Below are 23755 nucleotides of genomic sequence, written 5' to 3'. Positions count from 1 at the left end.
TATCAAAGGTAAATAATAAAAATATAACAATACGTCAATCAAATGTTACATTTTTAGATAGAAAGCTTTGGTCAATTCTTGATAGTCAAACGTGTATTCGTGTCGGTTTATTTCAATGGTCAATTCGTCTTCTGAAACTTTTTCTTCTTTGAAACTGAATTCCAAAAGACTTCTCTTGATTTCGGCTGATGGATTTCCTTTTACTCGTAAAACTCGGTTAAGAAAAAGGCCATAAGAATTTGCCATTTCTACAAAGGATTTTTCTTCTTTATGGGGAATTATAGTTGCAAAAAGTCCGTCCTTGGAAAGTAATTTTGAAACTCCCTCTAACAATTCATCAAAAGGAAGTGACTGATTTTGCCGTGCTGTATCTCTTGAAGGGTTTCCACTGGAAACATCTTCTGAATAAAATGGCGGATTGGAAATAATCAAATCATAAGGCTCTTCAATCTCTTCTATAAACTCATCTAAACCGGCGTGGTAGCAGAACAGTCTGTCCGCCCAAGGTGAAGCTTCAAAATTTTCTACACATTGCTCGTAGGCATTCTCATCGATTTCCAATGCCTCAATGTTTTCAACCAAACTTCTTTGGGCAAGCATCAAAGATAAAAGCCCTGTGCCCGCACCAATGTCTAAAATTGAATTTGGTTCATTTTCAATGGTAGCCCAGGCGCCAAGGAGTACTCCATCTGTACCAATTTTCATGGCACAGCGGTTTTGGTTGATGGAGAAGTGTTTGAATTTGAAAAGTTGGCTCATTCTATCCTTCCAGGTTCTCTTGTTTCCGAACCTTCCAATTCTAACAAAGAATCGCCTAATCGCGAACGCATGGTATTCGCCAATAATTTGATTTTTTCTACTACATCAGGATTTGCTTCCGCAACATTTCTTGTTTCGCTAATATCATTGGCGACATCATACAATTCAATTTCTTCCATATCTATCATTTTGTAATTGCCAGGTAATCCGTCCATGCCCAGTTCTTGTCCCTTCATAGTGCGATAACGGTGCGGAAAGTATAATTTCCATTTTCCATAACGTACTCCAAATAACTCATTAACTCTGTAGTAGAAGAAATATGCTTCTTGCGGACTCTCCTTGGATTCTCCGGTCAATACATTCCAAACACTTTTTCCGTCAATGGTTTTTAAGGGAAGTTCAGCATCAGTTATTTCCGCAATTGTGGGAAGCATATCAATGGCCATTACGGGTACGTCAACAACTTGTCCGGATTTAAGTTTCTCTGGATATTTCATGATAAAAGGTTCGCGTTGTCCACCTTCCCATGAAGTACCTTTGCCCTCTCGAAGGGGAAAAGCGCTTCCCGCATGATTTCCATAAGACAACCAAGGGCCGTTATCCGATGTGAAAATAACGATGGTGTTTTCTTCTAGTCCGTTGGACCTTAAAGCTTCCATAATTTGCCCAACGGACCAATCGATTTCCATAATAACATCTCCATACAAACCCCTATTTGATTTTCCTTTGAATTTATCTGAAACAAATAAGGGAACATGTGGCTGCGGATGTGGCACATATAAGAAGAAGGGATTGTCCTTATTCCGATTGATAAAATCAACACTACGTTCAGTGATTTGAGTTGTGAGTTGAGATTGTTCTATAAGTGTATCTATTATCGTCTCGTTTTCGTAAAGTGGTAAATCAGGAAAATTGAAAACAGGTCCTTGCTGAGGGTGAAAAGGCCACATATCGTTTGAATAGGGAATCCCGAACCATTCGTCAAACCCATGTCGGGTGGGTAAGAACTTTTTGTGATGCCCCAAGTGCCATTTTCCATAAATAGCCGTTTTATATCCTTTCTCTTTCAACATTTCGGCCATGGTCGTTTCTGATGCATTAATTCCGTGGGTATTTCCAGGTCCTAATGCATTATGAATACCAATGCGATTGGGGTAGCAACCAGTCAAAATTCCAGCACGAGAAGCAGAACATACAGCTTGGGCTGAGTAATAGCTTGTTAGTTTCAGGCCATCGGTAGCCATTTGGTCCAAATTGGGTGTGGCGATATCATCAGCACCAAAAACACCTACATCATTATAACCTTGGTCGTCTGTAAAAATTAAAACTACGTTTGGCGGCGTTACCTTTTTAACCTCTGAATTTTTGGTTATGTCTTTACAAGATATTACGAGGGCCAGAAGTATAGTAATAAAGATAATTCCTAAAAATGATTTGGAACGTTTGAGACATAGTTTGGTAGTCATAAAGAAAAGCTTGTTAATTGGTTTGAATATAGTTAATTTTCATACAATCAGAATATTAAAAGGTGAACCAAAAGTATTCAAGTGGTACTTTTACCAAAAAACCGTTCCTATGAAAACCAACACAAAACATTTAAACAGAAGAAGTTTTATTTCAAAATCTTCATTGGCAACTGCTGGTATCGTATTATCAGGTCCAGCGCTTTTTAGTGCGCCAGGTATTCTAAAGCATTACAAGAAACCTAATTCTTTAATAAATGGAGTGCAAATAGGTGTTATTACCTATTCTTTCAGAAGTATGGAAGATCAAAGTGCAGAGGCTACTTTAAAGTATATTTTAGATAGTGGGATAAATGCAATAGAACTAATCGGAGATCCTGCTGAGACTTTTGCAGGTCGACCAGATAATCCTATTGATATGGCAAAAATGTGGCCTTTGAGGGGAAAGAAGCGAGAGGGTAAAATTTCGGAAGATGAAGAAAAGGAACTCGAAGAAATGACTGCTCAACTTGAAGCATATAAAAAGCAAGTGTCTGCTTGGAGGAAAACCTGTGACATGAATAAGTTTGAACAATTTCGAAAAATGTACAATGATGCGGGGGTCGGTATTTATGCCTTCAAACCCAGAAATACTTTTGCAAAAGACAATTCCGATGCGGATATCGAATGGGGTATGAAAGCAGGGAAGCTACTTGGGGCAAGTCATGTAACAGTAGAGCATCCAGGTGATGACACGCATACTATGCGTTTAGGTGCGCTTGCTAAAAAGAATGGAATTTATGTGGGGTACCATGGTCACGAGCAACAAACACCAACTTTATGGGATACGGCCTTGGAACAATCTGATTATAATGCCTTGAACCTTGATTTAGGACACTATGTTGCGGCAGGGAATTCTAAACCATTGGAGATTATCATTGCCAAACATAACCGTATGCAAAGCATGCATCTAAAAGATCGTCAAACTCCTGAAAATGCCAAAGGTAATCTGTCATGGGGGCAGGGCGATACTCCTATTGCGCCAGCCCTGCAATTGATGCGAAATAATAAGTATACACATCCTGGGACTATTGAATTGGAATACACCATACCTGAAGGGTCTAATGCCGTTGAAGAAGTTCAGAAATGCTTAGCGTTCTGTGAATTGGCGTTGAAATAATTATTTTAGGATAAGTAAAGATCAACCAAACCTTCGGGAGTGGTTACGTGAATCGTTTTGTTTTCTCGGTCCACTTTTTTGATTATATCATCATTGATAGGAATTAATAGCTGTTTATCTCCTTTCAAAATTTCAAAAAGCGCTTGAGAAGTGGTATCGTTTATACTTTGAATGGTCCCAATATCGCCATGAACATTATCTATAACGGTAAAACCTATCACTTCATGAAAGTAGAATTTGTTCCCATTTAACTCAGGTAAAAACGATAACGGAAGATAAAGTTCAGAACCCATAATCTTATCCGCATCATCTTCTGAATTAACTTCTTCAAAATCGATACGTAATAATTGAGACTTATGTAGTCTACATTTTTCAATAAAAAATGGAACCAGATTGTTGCGAAGCGCAACAAAAACTGATTCCATATTATCGTATAATTCGGGTTCATCGGTATCGATTTTCACAAGTACCTCACCCTTAAAACTATATTTAGAAACGATTTTGCCTAGGTAGAAACAGTCTTCCTTTCGCATCGTATCTTGGGTATCTTACTCTTCTTCAGAAGATGCTGCTGGCGCGGCCTCTTCTTCTTTAGCTTCCTCGGCTGCTGGAGCTTTTTCAGCTACTTCTTCAACTGCTGCCTCTACCACTTCTTCAGTAGCGGCTTCAGCAACTTCACCTTCCGCTTCCGCGGTTTCACCCTCAGCAACTTCTGGCAATTCAGCTTCTGCAGCTGCAATAGCACGTTTTTCGTTTACTTCTTTTTCAGCTTTTAAAGCAGCGGCTTTTGCATCAGCTTTAGCCTTATCCAATCCACTTACTTTTGCGGCAACAGCTTTTTCTTTTTCTTCTAACCAAGCATTGAATTTTTCTTCAACTTGCTCTTCGGTCAACGCTCCCTTGCGAAGTCCTCCTAAGAGGTGGTGCTTTAGTAAAACACCTTTGTAAGATAAGATAGCTTTCGCAGTATCAGTTGGCTGTGCTCCGTTCTGTAACCATTGTACAGAATTATCAACATTAACTTCAATCGTAGCCGGGTTGGTATTAGGGTTGTAGATTCCTAATTTTTCTAAGAATTTACCATCTCTTTTAGCACGTGCATCAGCTGCAACGATCCAATAAAATGGCTTTCCTTTTTTACCGTGTCTTTGTAATCTAATTTTAACTGGCATATCACATTAATTTGTAGGGTGCCCGACCCTGATTATTAATTCTAAACTTTCGCTTTTCTTTAAGCGGATGCAAATATAGCACTTCTATTTGAAGTTCCAACAACTTTTTTGAGTGAAAAATACGGGTTAAAAGGGCTGTTAAACATAGATTAAACCTTGTTAAAATTTATGATTGATGGATTTTCTTGCGTAACTTAGGGAAAAGCGAGAACGCTTTTTAAATGGAGCTTTGAAAAAAGCCCTGAATCTTAGAGAAATCCAGATGTGTGGGGCATCTGGATTTCTGTATCTTACCTTTGATGGATTACTCCCTTTCCGCAAGCTGGTCTTTTCCAGCTTCCAACTTCGATTTATGGGCAAGCACCAATTCTTGAATTTGTTTTAATATTTCAGGATGCTCTTGAGAAATGTCAAATTTTTCTGCAGCGTCATGGCTAAGATTATAAAGTATTGGAGTTTCATGTTCTTGACGTTCTCCCAATTCACCATAGGCCCCTTGTGTAACATAATGGACTTTAAAGTCTCCAAGGCGTGCTGCATAAATTTCTGTGCCTCTATAATAAAGTACGCTCTTTCTCGGACTTGGTTCATGACTTAATAAAGTCTCACTTAAATCCACGCCATCCACTACATGGTCATCTGGTATTTTTGCCCCGGCCAGACTACTAAAAGTTGTAAATAGGTCCATTGTTGAACCAAGATCCGTTATTAATCCTGGTTTTATATTTCCAGGTCCCCAAAAGATGCCGGGCTCTCGCATACCACCTTCCCAAGTAGTTCCTTTTCCTGCTCGAAGTAGACCTGCACTTCCACCGTTATTCTTAAAGGATAACCAAGGACCGTTATCAGAGGTAAAAACAACGATGGTGTTCTCTGCTAAACCTTCTTCTTCGAGAACAGTCAATATTTTGCCAACCCCATTATCAATTTCCTCAACAACGTCACCATATAATCCACGTTCACTCTTGCCATTAGCTTCCGCCGAAACAAATAAGGGAATGTGAGGCAAGTTATGTGCCAAGTACACAAAAAAGGGTTGGTCTTTGTTCTTTCTGATAAAAGAAACTGTTTCCTCAGAATAGCGTTTGGTGATGGAATGTTGATTAGCAGGACGTTCGATAATCTCGGTATTTCGAAACAAAGGCACATTGAAATGTTCTGTTTTTATAGAGTCATTGGGTTGTTGCCAATATTCCCAATACGGTAGCAATCCACCAATCATATCCATGTCGTTAGAGTAGGGAATACCAAAATAATAGTCAAAACCGTGGTTTGTGGGTAAATATTCCTCCTTATGCCCAAGATGCCACTTTCCGATAGCTGCGGTTTGATAGCCAACTGTTTTTAATTGTTCTGCTAGGGTGATTTCTGAAGCTGGTAAACCATTTTTAGAATCTGGGAAAAGCACCCGATGTTTATTGCTTGCCATGCCACTTCTTACAGGAAGTCTGCCTGTTAATAAAGCCGCCCTACTTGGTGTGCAGACACTGGCTCCTGAATAAAAATTTGTCCATTTTTGACCCTCAGTGGCCATCCGGTCCAAATTTGGTGTATTAATAGTGGGATTTCCGTATGAACTTAAATCCCCATATCCTAGGTCATCTGCGAAAATGATAACAAAATTTAGTGCTTTCTTTTCTTCATTTGAGATGTCGGGCGCCCCTCTTTCGTTCCCGCAACTAATGAAAAGTAAAGAGGACACAATTACAAATATACTGGACGCAAATCTCATCGATTGATAATTAGGTTTCCTTAAATATAGGGAATGTTCATAATACAAGTGAATTGGCAAATTAGAAGTTAATAACTCCTAACAACTCCCTTTTTTCAAACTGCCTGTTTTACGTATTTTTATCGGTACTTTTTGAAACTCATTTTTCCGCAACTGTACAACAGATTCTCACCTTTTTGGTGAATAGAAAACAAATTGAATGTATTTAATCTTTGACACTGAAACCACAGGCCTGCCAAAAAACTGGAACGCCCCAATTACCGATACCGACAACTGGCCGCGTTGTATTCAAATCGCCTGGCAGTTGCATGATGCAATGGGTAATGTGGTGGAGCATCAAGATTATTTAGTGCAGCCTGAGGGCTTTAATATTCCCTATGATGCTGAAAAGATCCACGGTATTTCTACGGAATTGGCAGCTCAAAATGGGGTTCCTTTAGCTGAAGTTTTAGAGAAGTTCAAAGCGGCAATGTCAAAGACGAAGTTCATTGTCGGTCAGAATGTTGGCTTTGATTTGAATATCATGGGAGCAGAGTTTCACAGGTTAGGTGTTGAAAATCCGTTACAGGAGCTTCCTGTTTTAGATACGTGTACGGAGGAAACGGCTATCCTTTGTCAAATTCCCGGAGGTCGTGGTGGAAAGTTCAAGCTTCCTACTTTGACGGAATTGCATCAATACCTTTTCGGAGAACCATTTGGCGAGGCGCATAATGCGACTGCCGATGTTGAAGCAACGACACGTTGTTTTTTGGAGCTTATCCGTAGAAAGCATTATTCCCTTGAAAAATTAGATGTCCAACCTGATTATTTTGAGAATTTCTCGGAGGCAAATCCGCAGACGATTGAATTAATCGGATTAAAACATATCAATCTCAAAAAAGCATCCAAAAAAATTGCCGATGCACTTTGGGAGAAAGATACAAGTGTTGCATCCGAAGAAGAAATTACGGCGAATATTCAATCACTTGAAGATGCCTCTTTTGCTCATTTGCATAACCATTCGCAGTTTTCTGTTCTGCAATCCACCATTTCTTTAAAAGATTTGGTGAAATCAGCTGCAGATGCCAAAATGCCGGCTGTTGCGATTACCGACCATGCGAACATGATGGGGGCATTTCATTTTGTGAAAGCCGTTAAGGCAAATAATGCTGGCGTTAAGGAGCGAAATGCAGAAGCTATTGAAAAAGGGGAGTTACCAACGGAGACGGAAATCAAACCTATCATAGGCTGTGAATTTTTCGTTTGTGATGACCATACAAATAAGAATGTAAAAGACTACGGATATCAGATTGTGCTTTTAGCGAAGAACAAAAAGGGCTATCACAATCTGGCGAAAATGTCTTCCATCGCTTATACTGATGGATTTTACTATGTCCCACGTATCGACCGAAAGGTAATTGAGCAATACAAAGAAGACATCATTGTACTTACCGGAAATTTATATGGAGAGGTGCCAGGAAAGATTCTAAATGTGGGTGAAAAACAGGCGGAGGAAGCCTTAGTTTGGTGGAAAGAACAATTTGGAGATGATTTGTATGTCGAAATCATGCGTCACGGACAAGAAGATGAAGACCGTGTAAACCAAGTTTTGATTCCGATGGCTAAAAAGCACCAAGTCAAAATGGTGGCGAGCAATAACACCTATTATTGTGCAAAGGAAGATGCCGATGCGCACGATATTTTGTTGTGTGTGAAGGATGGTGAAAAGCAGGCTACACCTATAGGAAGAGGTCGTGGTTACCGTTACGGATTGCCGAATCAAGAGTACTATTTCAAGTCACAAGACGAGATGAAGGAGTTGTTTAAAGACCTTCCGGAATCTATTTTAAATGTTCAAGATGTTCTCGATAAAGTTGAGCCTTATGACCTAGCTCGGGATGTATTGTTGCCCAAATTTGATATTCCAGAGGAATTCAAAGTTGCTGAAGATGTAGTTGATGGAGGCAATCGAGGTGAAAACGCCTATTTACGTCATATTACTTATGAGGGTGCCAAAAAAAGGTATGAAGAAATTACTTCTGAAATCAAAGAACGAATTGATTTTGAGTTAGATACTATAAAGAACTCAGGGTATCCTGGGTATTTTTTGATTACTGAGGATTTCATTCGTGAAGCCCGAAATATGGATGTTTCCGTAGGGCCGGGTAGGGGTTCTGCCGCAGGTTCTGTGGTAGCCTATTGTTTGTGGATTACGAATATTGACCCCTTAAAATATAATCTTCTTTTTGAGCGATTTTTAAATCCAGAACGAGTGTCGATGCCGGATATTGATATTGATTTTGATGATGAAGGTCGCGGTCGTGTGATGGACTATGTAATTGAAAAATATGGGTCTAATCAAGTAGCTCAGATTATTACTTACGGAACGATGGCTGCAAAATCATCGATTCGTGATACGGCGCGGGTATTAGATTTACCCCTTGGTGATTCTGATAGAATTGCCAAGTTGATTCCCACCATGTCAAAATTGAATAAGATTTTTGGCAAGTCGGATGCAGAACTTAAAAAGCAATTCCGAGCGGATGATTATGACAAAGTAAATCAACTCTTAAATATTGCGGAAGGTGATGATTTAGAAGGGCAAACCTTAACCATGGCTCGAACGCTTGAAGGTTCTGTTCGAAATACGGGTATTCATGCCTGTGGGGTGATTATTACTCCTGATGATATCACCAACTTTGTTCCTGTTGCTACTGCAAAGGATTCCGATTTATATGTAACCCAATTTGATAACTCCGTTGTTGAAAGTGCGGGCTTATTGAAGATGGATTTCTTGGGATTAAAAACTTTGACCTTAATTAAAGACACGGTCAAAATCGTAAAAGCCAAACATGGCATTGAATTGGTGCCAGATGATTTTCCGTTGGATGATGAGAAGACCTATGAGCTTTTCCAAAGAGGAGATACCGTAGGGATATTCCAATATGAATCTCCAGGGATGCAAAAACATATGAAGGATTTAAAACCTTCGGTTTTTGATGATTTGATTGCTATGAATGCCTTGTACCGTCCTGGTCCGATGGAATATATTCCAAGTTTTATCCGAAGAAAGCACGGTGATGAAGAGATAGCCTATGACCTTCCGGATATGGAAGAATATTTGAAGGAAACCTATGGTATTACGGTTTATCAGGAGCAAGTAATGCTACTTTCGCAAAAATTGGCCGGTTTTTCTAAAGGTGAAGCTGATGTACTTCGAAAAGCCATGGGAAAAAAGATTTTTGCTGTACTGGCAAAGATGAAACCCAAGTTCTTAGAAGGAGGTGAAGCGAATGGACATCCCACCGAAACTTTAGAAAAAATCTGGAAAGATTGGGAAGCGTTTGCCGCATATGCCTTCAATAAAAGTCACTCTACATGTTATGCCTATATCGCTTATCAAACTGCGTATTTGAAAGCACATTACCCTGCTGAGTATATGGCGGCAGTACTGAGCAATAATATGAATGACATCAAACAGGTTACGTTCTTTATGGAAGAATGTAAACGTATGGGACTTGAGGTTTTAGGTCCTGATGTGAATGAATCCTATTACAAGTTTGCGGTAAACAAAAGGGGAGCAGTTCGCTTCGGAATGGGGGCCATTAAGGGGGTTGGCCGTTCGGCAGTGGAAACTATTGTTGAACACCGTAAAAAGGATGGAAATTTTGCCTCAGTCTTTGATTTGGCAAAGAGAATCGATTTGCGTTCGGCGAACAAAAAAGCATTTGAGAATTTAGCAGTTGCTGGTGGTTTTGATTCTTTAGGAACCACGCACCGTGCACAATACTTCCATACCGAAGGCGATAGTATTACTTTCTTGGAAAAGGTGATTAAATCTGCTGCAAAATATCAGGAGAATAAAAATTCTTCCCAAATGGATATGTTTGGAGGCATTAGTGAAGCCCAGATTCCTGAACCTGAAGTTCCACCTTGTGAGGAGTGGGGTACAATGGAAAAACTCCGAAGAGAAAAAGAGGTGGTGGGGATCTATATTTCAGGACATCCATTGGATGATTTTAAAACGGAAATCAAAGCTTTTTGTAATGCCAGTATTTCACACGTCAATGAAATGGAAAACTATGTCAATCGTGAACTGACTCTGGCCGGAGTAATTACTGATGTGCAACATCGTATTTCAAAAAACGGGAAAGGTTGGGCAGCTTTTACAATGGAAGATTATACGGATTCCTATGAATTCCGAATTTTCGGGGAAGAGTATTTGAAGTTCCGCCATTTTTTGATGATAAACTCTTTCGCCTATGTCAAAATATTTATAAAGGATGGATGGGTGAATCGTGATACGGGCAAAAAAGGCGACCCACGAATGCAATTCAATAGTTTTATGTTGCTGCAAGAGGTAATGGAAGCATATGCTAAAAAATTAACTATAAAACTGGATATTAATAATTTACAAGAAGAAAGAGTGCGCCAATTGAAAGATACCCTAGTTAGCCATAAAGGGAATCATAACTTGAACTTCATCGTTTACGAGATGGAAGAAAAGATAAAAGTCAATCTGTCAAGCAGAAAACAAAAGGTTCAGATTTCCAGTGAATTATTACATCAGTTGGAGGAGGATGAGGTACATTACAAATTGAACTAAACAGGGTGAAACATCAATAAATTCCCCTGATGGCGCAATAGTCAAAAGGAATAATACGTTAGTAAGGAAACAGCGTAATATTTGACTAACTTTGCGTAATATTAAAACAAAACAAAATGGCATTAGAAATAACAGATGCGACTTTTGACGAAGTAGTATTGAAAAGTGATAAACCCGTAGTAGTGGATTTTTGGGCAGCATGGTGCGGACCATGTAGAATGGTAGGACCAATCATCGACGAGGTGAGCACTGAATATGAAGGAAAAGCTGTTGTTGGTAAGGTTGATGTTGACGCTAACCAAGAATTCGCAGCTAAATATGGCGTACGAAATATACCAACAGTGTTGGTATTTAAAGGTGGCGAAATTGTAAGCAGGCAAGTAGGAGTATCTCCTAAAAAAGTTTACACTGACGCAATCGACGCTCTATTGTAGTAACTAATAGAATTGATATGAAAAGGTTCGGCATTTGCTGAACCTTTTTTGTTTTATCTTAGTTGTATGAATCTGCAATCTGAATTAAATAAAGCCTCCCTTTTTCAAAACTTAGAGTTGTTGGCGAATCAGGTTGTAGAAGGATTTATAAGTGGAATTCATAAAAGTCCCTTTCATGGTTTCTCAGCAGAATTTGCCGAACACAAAATCTACAATACAGGTGAAAGCACGAAACATATTGATTGGAAGCTTTTTGCCAAAACAGATAAACTTTATACCAAGCGATATGAAGAGGAGACGAATCTAAGATGTCATATGATATTGGATAGTTCCGCTTCTATGTATTATCCAGAAGTAAAAAACCTTGAGTTAGGCGATTTGAACAAAGTAGGCTTCGGTGTATTGGCGATTGCTGCCTTGATGAATATGTTGAAACGTCAACGTGATGCGGTTGGTTTGAGCGTTTTTTCAGATGGTTACAACTTTTATGCTCCAGAAAAGGGAAGCGAACGACATCATCAAATGCTCTTGGCCAAACTAAGTGAGATTAGTTTAGATACTAAGCCAGCCCAGAAAACTGAAACGTATACCTATCTGCACTTGATTGCCGAAAAGATAAAGCGAAGGAGTTTGATTTTTCTTTTTACCGATATGTTTCAAACTTCAACAGATGATGAAAAGTTGTTTGATGCACTACGGCATTTAAAGTACAATAAGCACGAGGTAGTTTTATTTCATTTATTGGATAAAGAAAAGGAGCAGCACTTTGATTTTGAAAATACACCCAAACGTTTTTTAGATCTTGAAACAGGGGAGCATATTGATTTGTATTCCGAGAATATCAAAGACGCTTACAAGGAAAGCGTCAGTGCCTATTTTGAGGAGCTAAAATTGAAATGTGCTCAATACAGAATCAAGTATGTTGATGTAGATGTTCGAGGGGATTTCTCAAAGGTTCTGAACACCTATCTTGTTGAGCGTCAAAAATTTCTTTGACTTGCCTTTAATTTTGATAGAAATAGTTTGTGCAATAGAAATAACGATTTATATTTGCACTCGCTTTACAAAAGCAATTTGAACAAGATTTGAATCCCGCTGTAGCAGGAGTCTTTTAAAAGATAAAATCATTGGTCTGGTAGTTCAGTTGGTTAGAATACCTGCCTGTCACGCAGGGGGTCGCGGGTTCGAGTCCCGTCCAGACCGCAAATTAGAAGGCCCTTCGGTAAAATGAAGGGCTTTTTTATAGCCAATGATTAGTGTCTATGGCGATTAGCTACTTTTTTATCTTACGGCTGAATCTTTACACTAAACTCGATAAAGTCATTATTTCCAAAACCAGCTTGAATAGCTGTTATCTTAATTAGTCCTTTTTTACCATAGTTGTCTACAAATTCAATAACATCGTCTACGGTAAGATTAGTAATTTTTTGGTTAGTAGATTTGTCGATTCCATCTAGGTCACTTGCCAAAGCGATTCCATCAAAATCTGTAGTGCTCTTCCCAGACTTTGCAAAAAACATTTCATTTAAAGTTTCTTCGGCCATGTCTTCTTCGGTATCTGCAGGCTTTAGACCTTCAACGTCAAAACCAAAAGAGGCATCATAAGCTTTGGTCGATGCGAAGGAAGCATCATCATTTGCGGAGCTTCCTGATGCACCGCAGTAGTAACCAAAGTCCCAAAATGCGCGAAATTCCGGACCTTGATTAATTTTATAAACGGTTTCGTTTAACAAAGAAAAGAAGCTCTCGGTTTTACCAAATTGGTCGGGAGCGAAAAGTTTAATGCCTTCAAATTTTCGAACTGTTGCAAAAGGATTAGTACCCGCCCCAACTTTAACAGTAATGGTTCCTACTCCTAGAGCTATACGTTTAGTAGGGTCTCTAAAATCTCCTTTCCCTTTGGTTGTCCAAAAGCTATAGACGATTAGACCGTTTGTAACATCTGGTACAGGCAGTTCGAATGTAAAATCAATTTCCTTTTTATTTGCTCCATCCAAGTCAATAGACCCATCCGCTTTTAGTACTTTGGTTAAATCAGTATCTCCTAAATCAAAATCGTTAAATGGCATATCACCTGTGCCAGCTATGTTTTGAGTGATATATAAACGCCGTTGTGTCGTTGTTGAGCTAGTAAAAATGACTCTAGCTCGAACTCTTGAGCCGACTTCTCCGTTCGCTTCTGAAATAAGTATATTTTTACTCGGGTCTGATTCATTAAAAATGAGGGTTGCAACTTCATCGGTGCCATCCATATTCTCCATCCCATCTTGACCTGTATCTTGTGGGGTTTCAAATATCGACCCTTCATCTGCGCTGCAAGCTGTTATAAAGAAGGTTAATGCTACTATAATAAAGCTGAAATTCAGACTATTTTGCATATGCTTTTTCATGTTGCTTTTATTTGTAGGTTGTCTTAAAATTTTGAAAAAGAAAGTTTTTTCCTACATATAACTAAAAAAACTGTATTTAAGTATTTCAGGATGATAAAAAAGAGCAGGGTATTAAAACTATTAATGCTAGTACTACTAAGATTTGAGTTTTTCAGAAAGCACCGTCTTCATATAATCGATATTTGACAAAGCCTTTTTGGTAAAGTCAAACAAGCTCAAGCAGCGGTCTAAATTCTGATTTTCGTAGGCGACTTTATAATAGATGTTGCCATTGAGGTAATCGGTGAGTGCTCTTATACCATGTAGAAAAGGCATTAGTAGTACCCCATAGGGAAGTGCTTTGATTTCTTCAAGGTTTAAAAAAGAATCATTCGATGCCAGTCCATCAACAAAAGCTTCAAAGAGCTTTTTTTCAAAAGTGATTTTGCCGTGTTCTTTCTCATCTTCTGGAGCAGTATTTACTATAGTCCGTATAGCATCCCCAAAGTCAAAATGAAAGTATCCCGTCATTAAAGTGTCCAAATCAATAAGGCATAGGGACCTTTTTGTTTCCTTGGAAAAGAGAATGTTGTTCAGTTTGGTGTCGTTATGACAAACTCGCTTAGGTAATTGCTCATTGTGCATAGATGTTAGCTTCACAAGCATATCCTGCGAGAAAAGAATAGCATCGCTAGCTAGTTCTTTTTTTTTATCTGATGCTCTTGCCAATGCCGCAAGAAATTGCATTTTACGAAGTTTCAAGTCGTGAAATTTTGGAATGGTATCTACATAAGACTCAATGGGCTCATTGGCCAGTAGTGTATGAAACTTTCCTATGATTCTGCCTGCTTCAAATGCGATTTCCGCCTCTGTGGTGGTATCATAAGTAGTGCTATTGGCTATATAGGTCATAACACGCCAATAACCGGATTTATGAGAAGCATATGCTTTGCCGGATAAAGCGGGTATTAATTTGATCTGATTATAACCTCCTCCTTTTAAATATTTGAATGCCCTATTTATATTCATCATAAGGCCTTCAATATTCTCGAAAATATTATGATTAATACGTTGCAGAATAAATAATGGCTCTTCTTCATTACATACCAAAAAGGTATCATTGATGTAACCCGCTGTTATGGATTTAAAGGAATAATCATTTTGGGCAATCTTAAATTCTTTTAGGATTGCTCTAAGCCCATCTTCGGAATAGTTTCCCAATTCTACGGCCATAGAGGCGAGATATATTGATTTTGTTCCGTCTTATCCTTTAAGTTTTTCATCGCTTTTTCTTTGTCGCTTGCATATGTGACCCCAAACCATTCACCACCAGAGGGAACCAGTTTCACGCTTGCTTCTCCTGCTTGTAGCATTTCTTGAATGGTAATCGGCAAATAGAGTTCGCTATTAGCGATGCGATCTTCATCCTTCAGAAAAATACGGAATTCAGATTCAATTTTATCAAAAATGGAAGGTTTGCAAACCCAAAAGTTCATACTTACTTGCTCGTTTCCAGAATACTTATTTCCTGAATGATGATCGATGACACTATCATCTTGTTGTTCTAATTCGAGTCGTTCCTCAACCGAAGTTAAATCATCGCCTTCGACCATACAGACTCCACGAGAAACTGAACCATATTCAGAAAGTGTATCTTTTAAGGTATACCCGAGCAAAGCATAGGTATTGTCATTTGGATGCTTTTGCATAAATTTTGCTGCATTTGCATAAGCAGATTGACCATAAAAGTCATCTGCATTAATAACCGCAAACGGGCCATTAATAACACTTCTGGCCGTCCATACGGCATGTGCAGTACCCCAAGGCTTTTTGCGCTCCCCGTTGAAAGTAACTCCGTCGGGTAGATCTGTTTTTTCTTGGGCTAGCACATCCAATTTGATATTTTGAGGTAACCGACCACTTAAATGGTCTTTGAGAAAATCAACATTTTCCTTTTTTGTAATGACTACGATATGATCAAAGTCGTTTTTGATAGCATCATACATCGCGAATTCCATCAGAAATTCCCCGGCTGGGCCTAAATCGTCAAATTGTTTTAGTTTTCCGTATCGGCTTCCACTACCAGCGGCCATTAAAAGTAAGGTCATGTATTTGTTGTTTTAAGCGACAAAAATAGGAGTTTGGATTTGATAAGAAAATTGATTTTTGTGAAATCTAGAGGAGTTTCATCGCGATGGGATCCCAATTCACGGGCTGTTTTTTATAATAGCTTTCATTGGCTAAAAGTGCTGCACCAGCTGCTCGAAGTCCGAAAGTTGGGTCTTGGACAATGTTTCCTTTTCCTCGGATGGCCTGAAAGAAATTATAAAAGTGGTCATAATGGCCACCCGTATAATCATTTGGTGCTTCCCATGTAGTTTTACCAAGATTTAAGCTAGAAGCCCTCGTCTCGAGATTTTGGGCTGCATAACCTTCCTTGATTTTTTGTTGAGTAGCTTCAGTGTAGGCAATCATTGAATACCCTCCAGGTATCATTCCTAGTTTTGAGCGTGTCAATCTCACAGAGTTTTGCCCCACTTCCATCTCACCTTCGGTGCCGATAAGTTTGAAACCGCCACCACCGCCAGAGCCAGCAATAAAATTGATTCTAAAGACAGCATTGAATGCGGCATGGGTATCGGTCTTTGGATAGTCGTATAATGTAATGCTCACATCAGGAACATCGCGGCCATCATTCCAATAGCGAAGTCCACCGGTGGCCAAGGCTCTGTTTGGCCCGTTAGAACTAATCACATGGTTTAAAGTTGAAAAGGCGTGAACAAATAAATCGCCGGCAACTCCAGTGCCATAATCCTTATAATTACGCCACCTAAAAAAGCGTTTGAGGTCATAGGGAGTTTTTGGAGCACTCCCTAAGAACGTGTCAAAATCAATAGTGTCAGGACTGGCATCTGGTGGAATGGGATATTGCCATGCACCTTCAGCAGAGTAACGGTCATTGTACATATCTAGCATAACCAAGTCACCAATGGCACCGTCTTCATACAACTGTTTTGCCTTTTCGTTACCTAAAGAGGACATGCCTTGACTACCTATTTGGCATAGTTTTCCTGAAGATTTTTGCGCCTTTATGATTTCTTGACCTTCTTGCCATTTTTGGACCATTGGCTTTTCGCAGTATACATGTTTGCCAGCTTTTAAGGCGTCAACGGTTATCTTTTTGTGCCAGTGGTCAGGTGTGGCCACAATTACCGCGTCGATGTCTTTTCGATCCAATAGCTCACGATAATCTCTGGTAGTAAACAAGTCATTGCCCCAAAGTTCGTTGGCTCGGTCTAATCTTCCATTATACAAATCACAAACGGCAACCAGTTTGACCCCCGCTACTTTTAAGGCGGCTGTTGTATCATAGATTCCCTGTATACCTGACCCTATCAACCCCAGATTAATCTGGTCGTTAGTAGAGAAATTCAGAAACTCATAGTTTTTGCTTAGAGTTACTTTTTGTTCATAATCTGCAGCAAGAACCATTGGGGCCGAAGTCATTGCCGCTGATCCCAATGCTGCTTTTTTAAGGAATGACCTACGCGAAGTATTTTTTTTCATTTTAACAAAGTCTAAGTTTACGGTCTATTTTTAAAAGTAATGAATTCTTTAGCTTCTATTGCGATGTTCAAAAATTTTAAGGAATAACATGGTAGACATTTTTTGAGCTCTGTTTTTGGCGACCCATGCGATCTCACCTTCGAAAAGTTCATCAATGGTTTCAAACCAAAGGTTTAGCCATAAACCGAATTGTTCTGAGCTTACTGAATTGTTTGTTTTATCATCTACTTCCTGATGCACTGTGACAGGATTGCCATGGTATTTCCGTTTTAGGAAAAGTTGTGTTTCCCAGAAATCGGTTAGGAGTTCGAAATGGGCCTCCCAATCGGTGATTATCTGATTGAAAATAGGACCTAGAATATCGTGTTTTCGCACTTTTTGGTAGAAAGTGACCACTAGGCTTTTCACATCTTTTCTATTGGAAATATCAGCTTTGGTCTTCATCCTATGAAATTAGTGAAATTTTGAATGGCCGAGTATGAAAGAGGGATTAATCAATGACCGAAAACTAATACTAATAAAGCTTTTTCACTATGTTTTTGTGTCGTAATTTTGTTTAAAATTCGATATGAATTTACCTAAGACTTCCCAGAGAAGAGTAGTGATTATAGGCGGTGGGTTTGGTGGCATTTCCTTAGCAAAAAAGCTTAAAGATTTAGATTTTCAAGTAGTACTTATTGACCGACATAATTATCATACATTTCAACCCTTATTGTATCAAGTTTCTACCAGTGGTTTAGAACCAGATTCTATTGCGTATCCCATTCGAAAAGTTTTAAAGCGATTAAAGAATTTTCATTTCCGATTGGCATCCGTAGAAAAGATAAATCCCGATACCAAAGAGATAAAAACCAACATAGGTGAATTGACCTATGATTATTTGGTTTTGGCTACGGGAACTAAGACGAATTTCTTTGGAAATGCTAATATTGAGAAGCATGCCATGCCCATGAAGACCGTTCCTCAAGCATTGAACATACGAAGCTTGATGCTACAAAACTTTGAAAAAGCGGATGACTCGAAGAATGAAGAAGAGCGAAAAGCGTTACTCACTTTTTGTATCGTAGGCGCAGGACCGACGGGAGTAGAACTAGCAGGCGCATTTGCCGAATTGAAACGGAATGTGTTTCCTAAAGACTACAGACATCTGAATGTGGATGAAATGGAGATCCATCTTTTTGAAGGAGGGCCAAGAATATTGGGGCCGATGAGTGAGCATGCTTCTGAAAAGTCTAATCAAGTTTTGAAAAGATTAGGCGTGAAGGTTCACCTAAATACTATAGTTGCCGATTATGATGGCAACCTATTGACAAAAGCAAATGGTGAGACCTTGAAAACCAAAAATTTAATTTGGGCAGCTGGAGTAACTGGAGCTTCAATAGCTGGATTTGAAACTACAAAACTTGTAGAGCGATTAAACCGTTACAAGGTTAACCGATTTAACCAAGTGGAAGGATGCAATGATGTTTTTGCTATAGGTGATATTGCTTATATGGTAACAGATGCTTTTCCTCACGGACACCCTCAAGTTGCACAACCCGCCATTCAACAAGGAGAACACTTAGCAAAGAATTTGAATCTGCTTTTTCAGGAAAAACCAATGAAACCTTTTACCTATTTTGATAAAGGTACCCTTGCTACAATAGGCCGAAATAGAGCCGTGGCCGATTTAGGAAAACTAAAGTTTAGCGGTTTTTTTGCTTGGTTCATTTGGATGTTCGTTCACTTAATGGCCTTAGTAGGATTTCGAAATAAAGTGGTAGTCTTCTTCAATTGGGCCTACAATTATATCAACTATGATAAGGCCGCACGCCTTATCGTTCGACCATTTAAACATAAAATATAGGCAATTGAGAAAGTATTAAAAATACCTTTGCTATATTTGTAACGTTGTGTTGTGACCCAAAACCTATGTCTAGGTTAGGGCCAATGAAAGGCTTTCCAAATTGGAAGGCTTTTTTTTATGAAGAGGGAGTAAAGGATTTTGAAAAGTTCTAAGCGGAATCCCGAAGGTTGTTTTCTTTTGTGGAGCTCTTAACTTTTTTCAAATTTGGCGTCTCATTCGATTCTTCTCTGAGTTTTTGCTCTTGCAAGCTTTGCCATTCCTTTCTCGCTTTTGCAGCTTTTATCTGCTCTCGCGTTCGGTTCATTTTAGTTAGTTAATGGTTTAGTCTTCGCCAATGTAAAGTAGATAGGTTATTATGTAAAGATTATTCGATGATAGGTTAATGGCAACGTTAAAATGCACTTTTTTTGGTCAAATCACCCTTTGTTTTTATAACTATTGGCGCATAATTATTGTAAATTTATTCTAGAATAAAAGCGAAATCTTTTTATGCCACTATACCATAAGTTAGGAAAAATCCCACAGAAAAGACATACAATTTTCAAAAAAGAGGATGGTACACTCCATTACGAGCAGTTATTTGGTACAATTGGTTTTGATGGTATGTCATCACTCATGTATCATTTGCATCGACCAACACAAGTAAAGGAGGTTGGTAAATCTTTAGATGTTACCCCAAGAGCTGCCGTTGAGCACAACATAAAGTCGCGACTTTTAAAAGGTTTGGAAATCAAAGCTCAAGATGATTATTTAGTTAGTAGAAAGACGATTTTGTTCAACTCGGATGTTCATGTTGGTTTAGCTGCTCCAAGAAAATCAATGACTGATTATTTCTACAAGAACACCGATGCAGATGAACTCTTATTTATTCATAAAGGTTCTGGAACTCTAAAAACGATGCTTGGGGAAATTCCTTTTGAGTATGGAGATTATTTGGTGATTCCTCGAGGGATGATTTATCAGATATCATTTGATTCAGAGGATAATCGCTTGTTAATGACGGAAAGTTATCATCCCATTTATACTCCGAAAAGATACCGAAATTGGTTCGGACAACATTTGGAACATTCACCTTTTTGCGAGCGTGATTTTAAACTTCCTCAGAACTTGCAAACCCATGATGAAAAGGGTGAGTTTTTAATGAAGGTGAAGAAGCAAGGTCAGTTGCATCATATGATTTATGCAACGCATCCTTTTGATGTAGTGGGTTGGGATGGCTATAATTTTCCCTACGGATTTTCTATTCATAATTTTGAACCCATTACAGGACGTGTGCACCAACCACCCCCAGTACATCAAACTTTTGAAACTAGTGCTTTTGTAGTATGCTCTTTTTGTCCACGATTGTATGATTACCATCCACAGTCGATACCTGCACCGTACAATCATTCGAACATAGATTCTGATGAGGTGTTGTATTATGTAGATGGAGATTTTATGAGCAGAAAAGGGATTGACGAAGGATATATATCGCTACACCCTGCCGGAATTCCACATGGTCCTCACCCTGGTACCTATGAAGCCAGTATTGGCAAAAAAGGTACGGAAGAATTGGCAGTGATGATTGATACTTTTAAACCATTAAAACTTACCCAAGCTGCTATGGATATTGATGACGGAAAGTATTACCAGTCTTGGTTGGAGTAATTTCGCTGTCACATCGAGCGGAGTCGAGATGCAATTTTAAGAAGTTTAATGACTTTAAATTTGATGTATCACAAAATGAATCAAACTTGCAGCTAACTTCGCAGTTTGATGGTCTCTATCATATTTCGGATTCATTTCAGCGATATCTAAACTAATCAATTTTTTAGAATCAATTATCATTTGCATTGTTTCCAAGACGATATCAGGTGAAAAACCCATGGGTGATGGAGCGCTCACTCCTGAAGCGTATGCAGAGGAAAATCCGTCGAGGTCTATGGTCACATAAATATGGTCTACTTCTCGAATAAAATCCAAAACGACTTGAACCACCTGTTTCGCATAATGTGTTTTAAAAGTGTTGTTCTCGATATAGCTTACCCCTAAATCAGATGCCATTTTAAATAACGTTTTGTCATTGGCATCTTTTCTAATGCCTAAACAGAGGTAGTTAAACGGTGTACTATCTTTTTTACAGTCTTCGGCTATTTGGAAAAAAGGTGTTCCAGAATTGTTGCCATTTTTATTGGTTCGTAAGTCAAAATGCGCATCGAAATTAATGATGCCAATGGTTTCGTTATTTTCTAGATGATTTTTTATGCCGTTGTAATGCCCGTAAGCGATATCGTGACCGCCTCCTAACAAGACTGGAAATGAGTCTTGTTGCAAGAGTTGAACAACTTTTTCAGCAAGGTGGGTTTGAATATTTTCAAGCTTACCATCAATACATTCTAATGTTCCGGCATCAACAAGTGAAGTACTTTTTTCTAGATGATTGGGTAGTTTGGCAAGAGCTTTGCGAATCGCTTGTGGTCCGTCAAAGGCTCCAACCCTTCCTTGATTTCGTTTCACCCCTTCATCACAAGCATAGCTCAAAAGTGTAAAGCTCTTTTTTGATTTCTTTGGAAGTGATTCCCGCTCTATATTGATGCATTGCACCTTTTCATGTAAATAGAGTTTCTTGCCTGACTTTCGCCCAGACCAAAATTCAGGATTTGTTTCAAGATATCTATTCATACATCAATCGAATAAATTGCTTAACAATTCATCTTCCACTAAGTTAGGCAATGTAACTTTCAATTCAGGCGTGCGTGCCATTTCTCTTTTGATGGCGAAAAGTGCTTCATCATTTCTGGCCCAACTTCTTCTTGAAATTCCATTATTCACGTCGTAAAACAACATGTTTTTTAATCGTTTTGAAGCTTCCTCTGAACCATCAAGCACCATTCCGAAGCCGCCATTCATGACTTCACCCCAACCAACTCCGCCACCATTATGAATGGAAACCCAAGTTGCTCCTCGAAAGCTATCACCGATTACATTATGTATGGCCATGTCGGCGGTAAATTTACTCCCGTCGTAAATATTACTGGTTTCCCGGAAGGGAGAATCCGTTCCACTAACATCATGATGGTCTCTTCCTAAAACAATGGGAGCGGATAGTTCTCCAGATTCAATAGCTTGATTAAAAGCCTCAGCAATTTTCGCTCTTCCTTCAGCATCAGCATAAAGGATTCTTGCCTGAGAGCCAACCACCAATTTATTATTTTCGGCTTCTCGAATCCAAGTGATATTGTCTTGCATTTGTTGCTGAATTTCTGTTGGAGCAGTGTCTTTTATTTCTTCCATAACTCTGAGTGCAATTGCATCTGTTGTTCTTAAATCCTCAGGTTTTGCAGAAGTACATACCCAGCGAAAAGGACCAAAACCATAATCAAAACACATGGGGCCTAAAATATCTTGAACATACGAAGGATACTTAAAATCGATATTATTTTCAGCCATCACATTTGCGCCGGCACGAGATGCTTCAAGAAGGAATGCGTTCCCGTAGTCAAAGAAATAGGTTCCCTTTGCGGTATGCGAATTAATTGCAGCGGCATGTCTTCGTAAGGTCTCTTGAATTTTGACTTTGAACTCCTCAGGATTTTTACTCATCAATTGGTTCGATGCTTCAAAAGATAATCCAACAGGATAATAACCTCCTGCCCATGGATTATGTAACGAAGTTTGGTCAGAACCTAAATGAATAAAAATGTTTTCGGAATCAAATCGCTCCCATACATCAACCACGTTCCCTATAAAAGCTAAGGACACTACTTCCTTGTTTAGAATTGCTTTTTTGGTGCGCGATACCAATCCATCTAAATCATGTAGTAATTCATCAACCCAACCTTGTTCGTGTCTCTTTTTCGCTGCCGCAGGATTTACCTCTGCGCAGATGGTAATGCATCCAGCAATATTTCCTGCTTTGGGTTGGGCGCCGCTCATGCCTCCTAACCCTGCAGTAAGGAATAATTTTCCTGCGGGATTTTCATTCGTTTTAAAAACCTTTCGAAAAGCATTCATCACAGTAATTGCTGTTCCGTGAACAATACCTTGCGGACCAATATACATATATGAACCAGCGGTCATTTGACCGTATTGGGTAACACCAATGGCATTATATTTTTCCCAATCATCAGGTTTTGAATAGTTGGGAATCATCATTCCGTTAGTGACCACAACCCTCGGCGCCTCCTTCGAAGAAGGAAACAATCCCATCGGATGTCCTGAATAGATATGAAGAGTTTGCTCTTCGGTCATAGTAGCCAAATACTGCATCGTCACAAGATATTGCGCCCAATTTTGAAAAACGGCACCGTTTCCTCCATAGGTGATTAATTCTTCGGGATGTTGTGCAACTGCCGGATCCAAGTTGTTTTGAATCATAAGCATAATGCTCGCTGCTTTAATAGTCTTTGCGGGATAGTCTTGAATAGGTCTCGCGTATAAGTCATAGTCAGGCTTGAACCGATGCATATAAATCCGACCATAAGTTCTTAGTTCTACTGCAAATTCCTTTGACAGCTCATCATGCCAATCTTTTGGAAAATACCGAAGGGCATTTCGGATTGATAATTTCTTCTCATCCAAAGACAAAATATCTTTTCGTTTGGGAGCGTGATTTGCATCTAATCTGTATTCCTTTTTTGGAGGAAGTTTCTCAGGAATACCCTGGAGTATTTGTGACTTGAAATCCATT

General features: G+C 39.0%; 19 protein-coding genes and 1 tRNA gene. 7 read left to right on the top strand and 13 right to left on the bottom strand.

What is annotated here, in order from left to right; translation table 11 throughout:
- Positions 1-45: 45 nt before the first annotated feature.
- Both FEE95_RS02920 and FEE95_RS02915 read right to left on the bottom strand, forming a co-directional pair.
- Positions 46-759 (bottom strand): tRNA1(Val) (adenine(37)-N6)-methyltransferase, encoded by a 714-nt coding sequence (locus tag FEE95_RS02920; protein WP_138656331.1) that lies wholly within the window; start codon positions 757-759, stop codon positions 46-48.
- Entirely contained in the window at positions 756-2225 is a 1470-nt protein-coding gene (locus FEE95_RS02915; RefSeq protein WP_138656330.1) for a sulfatase family protein, read from the bottom strand. The genes FEE95_RS02920 and FEE95_RS02915 overlap by 4 nt, the downstream gene beginning before the upstream one ends.
- 109 nt (positions 2226-2334) lie before the next feature.
- Between FEE95_RS02915 and FEE95_RS02910 the strand changes: the two genes are divergently transcribed.
- Positions 2335-3381 (top strand): sugar phosphate isomerase/epimerase family protein, encoded by a 1047-nt coding sequence (locus FEE95_RS02910; RefSeq protein WP_138656329.1) that lies wholly within the window; start codon positions 2335-2337, stop codon positions 3379-3381.
- A gap of 5 nt (positions 3382-3386) precedes the next feature.
- Here FEE95_RS02910 and rimM read toward each other — a convergent pair whose 3' ends face one another.
- The 3 genes from rimM to FEE95_RS02895 all read right to left on the bottom strand — a co-directional run bounded on the left by rimM (position 3387) and on the right by FEE95_RS02895 (position 6285).
- On the bottom strand, positions 3387-3914 hold the full coding sequence (rimM, locus tag FEE95_RS02905; protein ID WP_138656328.1) for a ribosome maturation factor RimM: 528 nt from the start codon (positions 3912-3914) through the stop codon (positions 3387-3389).
- A 15-nt stretch (positions 3915-3929) separates the two neighbouring features.
- Positions 3930-4553, bottom strand: coding sequence for a 30S ribosomal protein S16 (locus tag FEE95_RS02900; RefSeq protein WP_138656327.1), 624 nt, complete (start codon positions 4551-4553; stop codon positions 3930-3932).
- Between the two features lie 304 nt (positions 4554-4857).
- Positions 4858-6285, bottom strand: coding sequence for a sulfatase family protein (locus FEE95_RS02895; protein WP_138656326.1), 1428 nt, complete (start codon positions 6283-6285; stop codon positions 4858-4860).
- Positions 6286-6484: 199 nt separating this feature from the next.
- On the opposite strand from FEE95_RS02895, the gene dnaE reads away from it, so the two are divergent.
- The 4 genes from dnaE to FEE95_RS02875 all read left to right on the top strand — a co-directional run bounded on the left by dnaE (position 6485) and on the right by FEE95_RS02875 (position 12507).
- A complete protein-coding gene (gene dnaE, locus FEE95_RS02890; RefSeq protein ID WP_138656325.1) occupies positions 6485-10870 on the top strand; it encodes a DNA polymerase III subunit alpha in 4386 nt (1461 codons plus the stop codon).
- Between the two features lie 116 nt (positions 10871-10986).
- Positions 10987-11304 carry a thioredoxin gene (trxA, locus tag FEE95_RS02885; RefSeq protein ID WP_138656324.1) on the top strand — a complete coding sequence of 106 codons (318 nt, stop codon included), beginning with the start codon at positions 10987-10989 and terminating at the stop codon, positions 11302-11304.
- 66 nt (positions 11305-11370) lie between these two features.
- Entirely contained in the window at positions 11371-12300 is a 930-nt protein-coding gene (locus tag FEE95_RS02880) for a DUF58 domain-containing protein (protein WP_138656323.1), read from the top strand.
- A 133-nt stretch (positions 12301-12433) separates the two neighbouring features.
- Positions 12434-12507: transfer RNA gene (locus tag FEE95_RS02875), tRNA-Asp, on the top strand.
- Between the two features lie 83 nt (positions 12508-12590).
- Here the strand turns inward: FEE95_RS02875 and FEE95_RS02870 are convergent.
- From FEE95_RS02870 to FEE95_RS02850, 5 genes are all read right to left on the bottom strand, one after another.
- Positions 12591-13694, bottom strand: coding sequence for a hypothetical protein (locus FEE95_RS02870; protein WP_138656322.1), 1104 nt, complete (start codon positions 13692-13694; stop codon positions 12591-12593).
- A 135-nt stretch (positions 13695-13829) separates the two neighbouring features.
- Complete coding sequence (locus FEE95_RS02865) at positions 13830-14906, bottom strand: phosphotransferase enzyme family protein (RefSeq protein ID WP_138656321.1); 1077 nt, start codon at positions 14904-14906, stop codon at positions 13830-13832.
- Positions 14897-15781, bottom strand: coding sequence for a nucleotidyltransferase family protein (locus FEE95_RS02860; protein WP_238474488.1), 885 nt, complete (start codon positions 15779-15781; stop codon positions 14897-14899). Before FEE95_RS02860 ends, FEE95_RS02865 begins: the two co-directional genes overlap by 10 nt.
- A gap of 67 nt (positions 15782-15848) precedes the next feature.
- Positions 15849-17240: a Gfo/Idh/MocA family protein gene (locus FEE95_RS02855; protein WP_138656320.1), complete on the bottom strand. Its 1392-nt coding sequence runs from the start codon at positions 17238-17240 to the stop codon at positions 15849-15851.
- 48 nt (positions 17241-17288) lie between these two features.
- Positions 17289-17684: a group III truncated hemoglobin gene (locus FEE95_RS02850; RefSeq protein ID WP_138656319.1), complete on the bottom strand. Its 396-nt coding sequence runs from the start codon at positions 17682-17684 to the stop codon at positions 17289-17291.
- Between the two features lie 124 nt (positions 17685-17808).
- On the opposite strand from FEE95_RS02850, the gene FEE95_RS02845 reads away from it, so the two are divergent.
- The gene (locus tag FEE95_RS02845; RefSeq protein WP_138656318.1) at positions 17809-19086 is read left to right on the top strand and encodes an NAD(P)/FAD-dependent oxidoreductase; all 1278 of its coding nucleotides are present in this window, start codon (positions 17809-17811) and stop codon (positions 19084-19086) included.
- A gap of 148 nt (positions 19087-19234) precedes the next feature.
- Here FEE95_RS02845 and FEE95_RS22080 read toward each other — a convergent pair whose 3' ends face one another.
- The gene (locus FEE95_RS22080; protein ID WP_171036964.1) at positions 19235-19390 is read right to left on the bottom strand and encodes a hypothetical protein; all 156 of its coding nucleotides are present in this window, start codon (positions 19388-19390) and stop codon (positions 19235-19237) included.
- Between the two features lie 185 nt (positions 19391-19575).
- Between FEE95_RS22080 and FEE95_RS02840 the strand changes: the two genes are divergently transcribed.
- Complete coding sequence (locus tag FEE95_RS02840; protein WP_138656317.1) at positions 19576-20733, top strand: homogentisate 1,2-dioxygenase; 1158 nt, start codon at positions 19576-19578, stop codon at positions 20731-20733.
- Between the two features lie 54 nt (positions 20734-20787).
- Here the strand turns inward: FEE95_RS02840 and hutG are convergent, their stop codons facing one another.
- Together hutG and FEE95_RS02830 are read right to left on the bottom strand one after the other, a co-directional pair.
- Positions 20788-21747, bottom strand: coding sequence for a formimidoylglutamase (hutG, locus tag FEE95_RS02835; protein ID WP_138656316.1), 960 nt, complete (start codon positions 21745-21747; stop codon positions 20788-20790).
- A gap of 3 nt (positions 21748-21750) precedes the next feature.
- The gene (locus tag FEE95_RS02830; RefSeq protein ID WP_138656315.1) at positions 21751-23754 is read right to left on the bottom strand and encodes a urocanate hydratase; all 2004 of its coding nucleotides are present in this window, start codon (positions 23752-23754) and stop codon (positions 21751-21753) included.
- Position 23755 lies beyond the last annotated feature (1 nt).

The organism is Maribacter algarum (ex Zhang et al. 2020), assembly GCF_005885635.1.
GTDB classification, from domain to species: Bacteria; Bacteroidota; Bacteroidia; order Flavobacteriales; family Flavobacteriaceae; genus Maribacter_C; species Maribacter_C algarum.
The sequence above is the reverse complement of the archived record's forward strand: the minus strand, read 5'-3'. Positions and strand labels throughout refer to the sequence as shown.

Coding starts and splice junctions, on each gene's coding strand:
- FEE95_RS02920 (WP_138656331.1), bottom strand. CDS start 759: ATGAGCCAACTTTTCAAATTCAAACACTTCTCCATCAACCAAAACCGC.
- FEE95_RS02915 (WP_138656330.1), bottom strand. CDS start 2,225: ATGACTACCAAACTATGTCTCAAACGTTCCAAATCATTTTTAGGAATT.
- FEE95_RS02910 (WP_138656329.1), top strand. CDS start 2,335: ATGAAAACCAACACAAAACATTTAAACAGAAGAAGTTTTATTTCAAAA.
- rimM (WP_138656328.1), bottom strand. CDS start 3,914: ATGCGAAAGGAAGACTGTTTCTACCTAGGCAAAATCGTTTCTAAATAT.
- FEE95_RS02900 (WP_138656327.1), bottom strand. CDS start 4,553: ATGCCAGTTAAAATTAGATTACAAAGACACGGTAAAAAAGGAAAGCCA.
- FEE95_RS02895 (WP_138656326.1), bottom strand. CDS start 6,285: ATGAGATTTGCGTCCAGTATATTTGTAATTGTGTCCTCTTTACTTTTC.
- dnaE (WP_138656325.1), top strand. CDS start 6,485: ATGTATTTAATCTTTGACACTGAAACCACAGGCCTGCCAAAAAACTGG.
- trxA (WP_138656324.1), top strand. CDS start 10,987: ATGGCATTAGAAATAACAGATGCGACTTTTGACGAAGTAGTATTGAAA.
- FEE95_RS02880 (WP_138656323.1), top strand. CDS start 11,371: ATGAATCTGCAATCTGAATTAAATAAAGCCTCCCTTTTTCAAAACTTA.
- FEE95_RS02870 (WP_138656322.1), bottom strand. CDS start 13,694: ATGAAAAAGCATATGCAAAATAGTCTGAATTTCAGCTTTATTATAGTA.
- FEE95_RS02865 (WP_138656321.1), bottom strand. CDS start 14,906: ATGGCCGTAGAATTGGGAAACTATTCCGAAGATGGGCTTAGAGCAATC.
- FEE95_RS02860 (WP_238474488.1), bottom strand. CDS start 15,781: ATGACCTTACTTTTAATGGCCGCTGGTAGTGGAAGCCGATACGGAAAA.
- FEE95_RS02855 (WP_138656320.1), bottom strand. CDS start 17,240: ATGAAAAAAAATACTTCGCGTAGGTCATTCCTTAAAAAAGCAGCATTG.
- FEE95_RS02850 (WP_138656319.1), bottom strand. CDS start 17,684: ATGAAGACCAAAGCTGATATTTCCAATAGAAAAGATGTGAAAAGCCTA.
- FEE95_RS02845 (WP_138656318.1), top strand. CDS start 17,809: ATGAATTTACCTAAGACTTCCCAGAGAAGAGTAGTGATTATAGGCGGT.
- FEE95_RS22080 (WP_171036964.1), bottom strand. CDS start 19,390: ATGAACCGAACGCGAGAGCAGATAAAAGCTGCAAAAGCGAGAAAGGAA.
- FEE95_RS02840 (WP_138656317.1), top strand. CDS start 19,576: ATGCCACTATACCATAAGTTAGGAAAAATCCCACAGAAAAGACATACA.
- hutG (WP_138656316.1), bottom strand. CDS start 21,747: ATGAATAGATATCTTGAAACAAATCCTGAATTTTGGTCTGGGCGAAAG.
- FEE95_RS02830 (WP_138656315.1), bottom strand. CDS start 23,754: ATGGATTTCAAGTCACAAATACTCCAGGGTATTCCTGAGAAACTTCCT.